The 8,033-nt window shown below is 56.1% G+C and carries 10 protein-coding genes; all 10 read right to left on the bottom strand.

The features are described 5' to 3' along the window. Positions 1–105: 105 nt before the first annotated feature. Positions 106–924 carry a TlyA family RNA methyltransferase gene (locus C4885_RS14195; protein WP_114000962.1) on the bottom strand — a complete coding sequence of 273 codons (819 nt, stop codon included), beginning with the start codon at positions 922–924 and terminating at the stop codon, positions 106–108. A 28-nt stretch (positions 925–952) separates the two neighbouring features. Continuing rightward, positions 953–2,812 (bottom strand): 1-deoxy-D-xylulose-5-phosphate synthase, encoded by a 1,860-nt coding sequence (gene dxs / locus C4885_RS14200; RefSeq protein WP_114000963.1) that lies wholly within the window; start codon positions 2,810–2,812, stop codon positions 953–955. A gap of 26 nt (positions 2,813–2,838) precedes the next feature. Next, positions 2,839–3,309 (bottom strand): divergent PAP2 family protein, encoded by a 471-nt coding sequence (locus C4885_RS14205; protein ID WP_309439759.1) that lies wholly within the window; start codon positions 3,307–3,309, stop codon positions 2,839–2,841. Positions 3,310–3,399: 90 nt separating this feature from the next. Continuing rightward, entirely contained in the window at positions 3,400–4,287 is an 888-nt protein-coding gene (locus tag C4885_RS14210) for a polyprenyl synthetase family protein (RefSeq protein WP_114000964.1), read from the bottom strand. 27 nt (positions 4,288–4,314) lie between these two features. Then, positions 4,315–4,527 (bottom strand): exodeoxyribonuclease VII small subunit, encoded by a 213-nt coding sequence (gene xseB, locus C4885_RS14215; RefSeq protein WP_114000965.1) that lies wholly within the window; start codon positions 4,525–4,527, stop codon positions 4,315–4,317. Beyond that, positions 4,514–5,755 (bottom strand): exodeoxyribonuclease VII large subunit, encoded by a 1,242-nt coding sequence (gene xseA / locus C4885_RS14220; protein ID WP_114000966.1) that lies wholly within the window; start codon positions 5,753–5,755, stop codon positions 4,514–4,516. The genes xseB and xseA overlap by 14 nt, the downstream gene beginning before the upstream one ends. Next, complete coding sequence (locus tag C4885_RS14225) at positions 5,734–6,681, bottom strand: glycoprotease (protein WP_114000967.1); 948 nt, start codon at positions 6,679–6,681, stop codon at positions 5,734–5,736. The genes xseA and C4885_RS14225 overlap by 22 nt, the downstream gene beginning before the upstream one ends. After that, positions 6,678–7,100, bottom strand: a complete 423-nt coding sequence (gene nusB / locus C4885_RS14230; protein WP_114000968.1) for a transcription antitermination factor NusB — start codon at positions 7,098–7,100, stop codon at positions 6,678–6,680. The genes C4885_RS14225 and nusB overlap by 4 nt, the downstream gene beginning before the upstream one ends. 22 nt (positions 7,101–7,122) lie before the next feature. Beyond that, on the bottom strand, positions 7,123–7,488 hold the full coding sequence (locus tag C4885_RS14235) for an Asp23/Gls24 family envelope stress response protein (protein WP_114000969.1): 366 nt from the start codon (positions 7,486–7,488) through the stop codon (positions 7,123–7,125). 293 nt (positions 7,489–7,781) lie between these two features. Beyond that, on the bottom strand, positions 7,782–8,033 hold a 252-nt coding region (locus C4885_RS16800), incomplete at its 5' end, for a hypothetical protein (RefSeq protein ID WP_207657599.1).

Below are 8,033 nucleotides of genomic sequence, written 5' to 3' on the forward strand. Positions count from 1 at the left end.
TATTATCTGCGCTTTTGGCTTAGCATCTGCCGCACCTCGCTCGCCGTATCGGCACTTAGAATTATGCGGTATTGCCCCAAGTAACAGGAACGCAGCTTTTAAGGTTCAGTGCAGGTTGGGGGCTTTATCCAGCGCCGCGTGAGCGTTGGCAACCGTCTGTTCGATCAGGCCTTCGGGCAGCGGCTGCGGATTCTGGCTGTGCTGGACATACATCAAAAATTCAATGTTGCCCTCCGGCCCCTTAATGGGCGAAAAATCCAGTCCCGCCGGGGTAAAGTGGTTCGCCATGGCGTAACCCTGCGCCATATGTAGCACCTCGGCATGGGTAGCGGGTTCCCGCACAACGCCTTTTTTACCTACTTTTTCGCGTCCGGCTTCAAACTGGGGCTTCACCAGACAGACGCCGACAGCATCCGGCGTACAGATAGTATCCGCCACCGGGAAAATATGTTTGAGCGAGATAAAGGAAACATCCACGCTGAAAAACGCGATTTTGTCCCCCAGCATATCCGGGGTAACATTGCGGATGTTTGTGCGCTCCATATTGACCACGCGCTCATCGGTGCGCAGGCTCCACGCCAGCTGGCCATAGCCCACATCCACGGCGTACACTTTGACTGCGCCATTTTTGAGCATACAGTCGGTAAAGCCGCCTGTCGATGCGCCAATATCCATGCAGACCTTGCCATCCGGCCGCATGGGGAACACCTGCATGGCTTTTTCCAGCTTGAGGCCGCCGCGGCTGACGTAACCGATATCATGGCCGCGCACTTCCACTTTGGCGTCCTCAGCAATCATTTCACCGGCTTTGTCCACTTTCTGCTCATTGACAAAGACAATACCGGACATGATCAGTGCTTTGGCGCGCTCCCGGCTTTGGGCATAGCCGTTTTGGCAAAGGTATTGATCCAGACGAATTTTCATTGATGAACAACCTTTCGGTTCACTTATTTCAGTTACGGGTCAACACGTCCTGGGCCAGAGTATGAGCATCCAAGCCCTGGTCCCGGCGCAGCTGCGGCACTGTGGCGTGCAGCAGATGGGTGTTATCTACCCCGCGCAGGATAAAGCGGCCCTGCCAACCTGCTGCCTGCAGGGCAGTGCAAAGCTGCTGGCCAATACCACCCGTTGCCACAGATTCCTCTGCAAACAGGATGGTTTTATAGTTGGAAAGCTGGCGGCAGAGACCATCCGGCAAGGGATAAACCTGCACCAGCTTACAGCAGTCCGCTGCCATTCCCTGGTGGCGCAGCAGTTCCGCCGCGGCAAGAATCTCCTCGGTTTCAGCGCCATAACTGACAAGAACGGTATCGGCCTTGTCCGCACCGCACAGCATATCATAGGGTTTGCCGGTGCATCCAAGGGCCGCCAAAGCCGGCTTTTCTTCTCCGCGGGCATAACGGATGGCGCGGGGGCCGCGCATAGTTTTGACCAGTGCTTCCAGCCAGTATTCCAGTTCCGCATAGTTGCACGGAGAATACACCGGGATGCCGATTTGGCTGAAATAGCCGGTATCATAAATGCCCTGGTGGGTCTCGCCATCGCCCGGCACAAGGCCAGCACGATCCACGGCAAACAGCACATCCAGATGCATCAGGTTCACATCATGAATCATCTGGTCATAAGCGCGCTGGAAGAAGGTGGAGTAGATAGCCACAACCGGCAGCATGCCTTGGCTGGCAAGGCCCGCCGCAAAGGTTACGGCGTGCTCTTCCGCCATGCCAACGTCAAAAAAGCGTTCCGGAATGGCGCGGTAGAAGAAGTTCAGGCCAGTGCCGTATTTCATAGCTGCCGTAATGGCGCACAGGTTAGGCACTTCCCTGCCCAGGGCCGCCAGCTTGTTGCCGAAGCGGTTAGAGAAAGAATCCTTGGGCGACATTTCCGGATTTGTCAGGTGATCCAGATCAAACGCGGAAACGCTGTGGAACTCGCCGGGGTTTTCTTCCGCCGGTTTCAGACCCTTACCCTTTTGGGTGACAATATGCAAAAACACCGGGGAATACTGTTCCTGCAGGTTGGTAAAGATTCGGGTCAGCTCGGTAACATCGTGGCCATCCACCGGGCCAACGTACTGGAACCCCATTTCCTCGAACATTGTGGAGTGGTAGATGCCGCGGCGGATGATCTTTTTCCCTTCCTGCAGCACCTCTACCAGAGCAGTGCCCACTGCGGGGATACACCCCAGCGCGGTTTCCATATGAGCCTTAACCCGGAAATACTTTGGGTCTGTGCGTAGTTTGGTTAGATAATTTGCCATCTGACCGACATTTTTGGAGATGGACATTTTGTTATCGTTCAGCACCACAATCAGGTTGTTCAGGTTGCTGACGTTGTTCATGCCCTCATAGACCATGCCGCCGGTGAACGCGCCATCCCCGATGATGGCAACGACCTTGCCGGGTTCTTTTTTCAGCTTTTTGGCGCGTGCCACACCGATGGCGGTGGAAAGCGCCGTGCTGCCGTGCCCCGCAATAAAGGTATCGCAGTCGCTTTCCTGCGGGGAGGGAAAGCCCGAAAGGCCGTCCACCTGGCGCAGATGGGCGAAGCCCTCCCGGCGGCCGGTCAGCAGCTTGTGGGTATAGCACTGGTGACCGACATCGAACAAAATTTTATCCTGCGGCAGAGTCAGCGCACGGTGCAAAGCCACCGTAAGTTCCACCACGCCCAAGTTGGACGAAAGGTGCCCGCCGGTAGAGGAAACACTTTCAATCAAAAAATTGCGGATATCCTCACACAGAAGCGGAAGTTCCTGCTGCGGCAGTTTTTTTACATCCCCGTTTTTCTGGATTTTATCCAGATAAGGATATTTCATAATCACATACCTCGTTTGCTCTGTTTTTACACCATTGGCATCAAAAGGCCAACAGCAATGCCAAAAATGGCACCTGTAAGAACCTGGATAGGGGTATGACCCACCATTTCTTTCAGTTTTTTATCTCCCAAAAAGGGCATGGCATCTGATTCACGATCCATCCATTCGCTCAGCATGCGGTTCAGAATCTTGGCCTGCTCGCCCGTTTCCCGGCGCACACCCATTGCGTCATACATTACAATAATGGCCAAAACCAGCGCCAGGGCAAACTCCGTGGAGCCTGTGCCGCAGTAGCGCCCGGTGGCAACCAACAGCGCACATACCGTTGCGGAGTGTGCACTGGGCATGCCCCCTGCGCCCCACAGGCGTTCCGGGATAAATTTGCCAAGGATAATCAGGTTCAGAATCACTTTGGTGAACTGTGCCAGCAGCGAGCTGATGACCGCCGTTACCAGCACATAATTCCAGCTCAGCGCTTCGCGCAAAAGCGTCATCATGGTAGTTTTCTCCTCACACCGGGCCAAACAGGCGGGTTCCCGGCAAAGCTGCCGGGCAGTGGGCCGCACCGCCTGCCCTGCTGTAATATGTTACTTGCTGCGGGTCAGCAGCTCCACTGCCATCTCGCGCAAAAAGTCTGCTTCCGGGCCAAGATCCGCCAGGGCAGCCAGGGCAGCATCATTATGCTGCTTTGCCAGGCTGCGGGCACCTTCCAGCCCATACAGGGTGATAAAGGTCGTTTTGTCGTTTTCGGCATCGCTGCCAACAGGCTTGCCCAGTTCTTCCGTTGTGGCGGTCACATCCAAAATATCATCCACGATCTGGAACACCAGCCCCAGCTCCGCGGCATAATGCTGCAGGGCAGTGCACAGGGCATCGTCCGCCTGAGCGGCATCGCAGCCAAGGTCCACACCGGCAATAATCAATGCGCCGGTCTTGTGGGCATGCAGTTCCAGCAGCTCGCTTTCGCTGGCGTGCACGGTTTCGTAATGCTTATCCAGTTCCTGGCCATACAACATACCGCGTGCCCCGGCTGCTTTGGCCAGGTGGGCCGCCGCCTGCACCCGGCTTTGGGGGTGGGTCGGCGCGTTGGCAACAGCTTCAAAGGCTGCTGTAACCAGGGCATCCGCCGCCAGCAGGGCGGTTGCTTCGCCATATTGCTTATGGCAGCTCAGGCGGCCGCGGCGGTAATCATCATTATCCATGCAGGGCATGTCATCGTGAATCAGGGAATAGCAGTGCAGCATTTCCAGCGCCGCGGCATAGTCGGCTGCAGCTGCGGTATCGCCGCCCGCCAGCTGGCAGGCAGCCAGCACCAGCACGGCGCGCACACGCTTGCCGCCGCCCAGCAGGCTGTAACGCGCTGCCTGGCTGATTTGGGCTTTTACCGGCAGATAAACATCGCACAGTTCGTTCAGGCGCTGCTCCGCCTGCTGCACAAAGGCTTTATACTGCTGTTGATAACGTTCCTGTTCCATGGGGAAAAGCCTCCTTATCCTGCGGGTTCACTCATCCGCGCCGGGCTGTGCCAGCGATGCGTCGATCTCTTCGATCTGTAATTTTGCCTTGTCCAGCGCCGTGTTGCAGTACTGGATCAGCTGGGCAGCTTCGGCATACAGTTTAACGGATTGGTCCAGCGTTGTGGTTTCATCCTGCATTTTTGCCAAAAGCTCCTGCAGGCGCTGGAGCCCTTCTTCAAAGGTTTTAGGTGCTCTCATCGGTTTGCTCCTTTTCAGGGTTCCCCTGAGTGGGTGCCACGGCATCCACCGTACACTGTGCGGCTGCATTGCTGCCGATAACAGTGATCTTCTGCCCCGGCTTCAGATGTTCTGTTGTCAGGCAGCGGCCGCGGGCATCCGCGACCATGGTATAGCCGCGTGCAAGGACTGCATATGGATTCAGTGACGCTGCCACCGCAGCAGCGGTGTGCAGCCCCTGGGTGCAGGCAGCTGCCTTTTGGGCTGCAACGGCCTGTATCTGTGCTGTCGTTTGCCGCAAAAGCTGCGCACGGGCGTCAATTCCTGTTTTTTCGTTCTGCATGGCTGCAGCCGGGGAAATGATGTTGAATTTATTATAGCACATTTCCAGGCGGGACTGTATATTTTTTTGAATATTTTGTTGTAAAATGAATATTTCGTGCCGCACCTGTGCCTGATCCGGCACGCAGAGTTCCGCCGCTGCGGAAGGTGTAGGAGCGCGCAGGTCAGCCACATAATCCAGAATTGTGGTATCAATTTCATGCCCGACCGCAGAAACGACTGGCTTTTTACAGGCATAGGCTGCGCGGGCAATGCGCTCACTGTTGAACACCCACAAATCCTCTTTGCTACCGCCGCCGCGGGTGATTAAAATTATATCCGGGCGCGGGTCTGCATCCAGGCGGCGGATGCCATCCACAATGCTCTTTTCCGCTTCCAGCCCCTGCACACTGACGGGGGCCAGCAGCAGTTTGACCATCGGCCACCGCCGCGTGATGATGTGGATCACATCCTGCAATGCCGCACCGGTTTTGGATGTGACCAGCCCGATACACTGCGGCATAGGCGGCAGCGGGCGTTTGTGTTCAGCATTAAACAGGCCTTCGGCAGAAAGTTTTTTCTTCAGCGCATCAAAGGCCATCTGGGCCGCACCGGCACCAAAGGGGCGCATATAATCGCAATACAGCTGGAATGCGCCGTCCCGCTCATACAGCGTTGCCCGGCCATACGCCAGCACCAGCATGCCGTTTTCCGGCGCAAAGCCCAACAGACGCGCTTTATCTCGGAACATCACACACTTGATGGCGGCGTTTTCATCTTTCAGGGTAAAGTAGCAGTGGCCGCTTTTGTAATGGCGCGTAAAGTTGGAAACCTCGCCGCAGACGATGAGGTTATTCAGTGGTTCGCACTGCTCCAGCACCTGTTTAGCCAGCAGGTTCAGGGTGGTTACATTGATGTATTCGGCCATGCATTGATCTCCCTTGCCGCCAGGATGGACACGCCGATGGCATTATCGCTGGCAAACTTGCCGGGCACAAAATAGGCGTACTGCATCCGTTTTGTGATATAATCCCGCACGATCTCGCTGCTCATCACGCCGCCTGCAAACACCACGGGCAGACCGGGGTTCCGCTCCAAGGCAGCGGCGGCCATGCGGCGCAGGGTTTCTGCCACGCAGAGCAGGCAGTACTTACTGACATATTCCGGGCTTTTGCCCTCTGCCAGCAGCTTTTCGCACTGGTTCTGCAAGCCGGAAAGGCTGCAGGTTGTGCCGCGCACGCTGACTTTGGGTTTGATGTTCTCGGTGCAGGCTGCCGCCAGCTGGCTGACATAGATGCCCGCCGGGAACGCATAGCCCAGCCGCACGCCAAGGCGATCCACTGCCTGGCCCGCGTACAGGTCACTGCTGGTGCCAATGCAGGTAATGCTGTCCGGCCCCTTGCAGTGCAAAAGGTCAGTGGTTCCGCCGGACACATGGAACACCAGCTCTTCTTTGCCGAACAGGTCTGCCCCGCTGGCCGCAAAAAGGGCCGCGGAGATATGCCCCTGCTGGTGGGTTGTTTGAACCAGCGGAATGCCTTTGGCCGCGCAGAACGCTGTGGCCGCACTGACGCCCGCCAAAAAGCATGGCATATAGGAGCCATCCACCGGGCGGGGCCTGGCGGATACGCCGACAGCTTCGATCTGCGTCAGGTTCACCTTTTGGCCCAGTTCTGCCAGCATTTCCGGCAGGGCGGCGGTATGGTGGAACAGCGCATCGCTCTGGCGCAGGCCCAGTTGACCCTCCCGCACGGGCAGGAAGCGTTTGCAATCGCAAACAACCTCTCCGGCGTTTGTGTCAAACACGGCCAGAGAGGTTGCGTAATTGCTTGTATCGATGCCCAGCGTTCTCATTCTTCGGCGGGCTTATCCTGCGCCCGTGCCACGGTGCCAAGCAGGCCGTTGACGAACTGATAGTCCTTGTCAGAGCCATACTTTTTGACCAGTTCAACGGCTTCGTTGATGGCAACGCTGGTCTTTTTTTCTTCGCCGTACATCATTTCAGCCAGGGCCACACGCAGGGCTACCAGGCTGACACGCGGAACGCGGGCAATGGTCCAGCCTTTGAGGTTTGCGCGGATCACATCATCAATTTCTTCCGAATGGGCTTCCATATCGCGCAGAATGCGCAGGGAAAACTCATCCAGCGGATGCTCGTGGCTTTCGGGCTGGTTCAGCAGCACCGGCTGCGGATCATCCGGGTGGAAGGTTGCGGAAAAAGCCGCAAGAAAAGCATTTTCGCGTGCTTCGCGGCGGGTAAGATTCTGTTCCATTGTCACTGTTCCCATCTTTCAATTATTTATGCTGGTCTGCAGCAGGCTCTTCCAGCCCGGCAACGATCACATCCACACGGGAAACCGTAATGCCGGTCATATTCTGGATGGTCTGCTTGACGTTTTCCTGCACTTTGGCGCAGACAGGCATAATTTTGCTGCCGTACTTGGCAATTACATGCACCTGCACCACAGCAACGCCATCGCTTAAATCCACCGTAACAGGCTTTTGCAGGCTGGCTTTGCTCAGCAACCCGCGCACGCTCTGCATGCTGCCGGAAGAAACATCGGCCACGCCATCAATTTCCAGTGTGGCCAGTTTGGCGATCTTGGCTACGACCTCATTGGAGATCTGCAGGCTGCCATCAATGCTGTTGCGTACATCCATAGCTCTATCCTCCCGCTGCCGGGTAAGCCGGCAGAATTGAATGGTTGTGATATTTGTTAATAGCTTACCACAATTTTGTACTGTTTGCAAGCAGTGTACCGTGGCTAACAGCCCGCCCGCAAAATAAAATCCAGCGGAGCCAGGGCGAGTGATAGAACATGAGATATTCCCTGCATAAAAATGCACCTGCCCGGCAGCAAAAAGCCAGGGCAATACCGCATAATTCTAAGTGCCGATACGGCGAGCGAGGCGCGGCAGCTGCTAAGCCAAAAGCGCAGATAATACTGAATGTATTATCGAGCATTTTGGCAACGCAGATGCCGTGCCGCAGCCGCCGGAGCGGTGCTTAAGCCGTCAGGCGGGAATTGTGCGGTGTTGCCCCAGAGCAAATGGCCGAAAACAACCGTTCCGCTCTGGCTTTCTGATTTTGATGATTGGCTGTGTTTATCTTTTGCGGCCATCCTATTTAGGGCAATACCGCATAATTCTAAGTGCCGATACGGCGAGCGAGGTGCGGCAGCTGCTAAGCCAAAAGCGCAGATAAT

The organism is Subdoligranulum sp. APC924/74, from assembly GCF_003324125.1.
In the GTDB taxonomy this organism is placed as follows: domain Bacteria; phylum Bacillota; class Clostridia; order Oscillospirales; family Ruminococcaceae; genus Gemmiger; species Gemmiger qucibialis.

Bases quoted from the DNA above. Each gene is read 5' to 3' on its own strand.
- C4885_RS14195 (WP_114000962.1), bottom strand. From the start codon at position 924: ATGAAAATTCGTCTGGATCAATACCTTTGCCAAAACGGCTATGCCCAA.
- dxs (WP_114000963.1), bottom strand. From the start codon at position 2,812: ATGAAATATCCTTATCTGGATAAAATCCAGAAAAACGGGGATGTAAAA.
- C4885_RS14205 (WP_309439759.1), bottom strand. From the start codon at position 3,309: ATGATGACGCTTTTGCGCGAAGCGCTGAGCTGGAATTATGTGCTGGTA.
- C4885_RS14210 (WP_114000964.1), bottom strand. From the start codon at position 4,287: ATGGAACAGGAACGTTATCAACAGCAGTATAAAGCCTTTGTGCAGCAG.
- xseB (WP_114000965.1), bottom strand. From the start codon at position 4,527: ATGAGAGCACCTAAAACCTTTGAAGAAGGGCTCCAGCGCCTGCAGGAG.
- xseA (WP_114000966.1), bottom strand. From the start codon at position 5,755: ATGGCCGAATACATCAATGTAACCACCCTGAACCTGCTGGCTAAACAG.
- C4885_RS14225 (WP_114000967.1), bottom strand. From the start codon at position 6,681: ATGAGAACGCTGGGCATCGATACAAGCAATTACGCAACCTCTCTGGCC.
- nusB (WP_114000968.1), bottom strand. From the start codon at position 7,100: ATGGAACAGAATCTTACCCGCCGCGAAGCACGCGAAAATGCTTTTCTT.
- C4885_RS14235 (WP_114000969.1), bottom strand. From the start codon at position 7,488: ATGGATGTACGCAACAGCATTGATGGCAGCCTGCAGATCTCCAATGAG.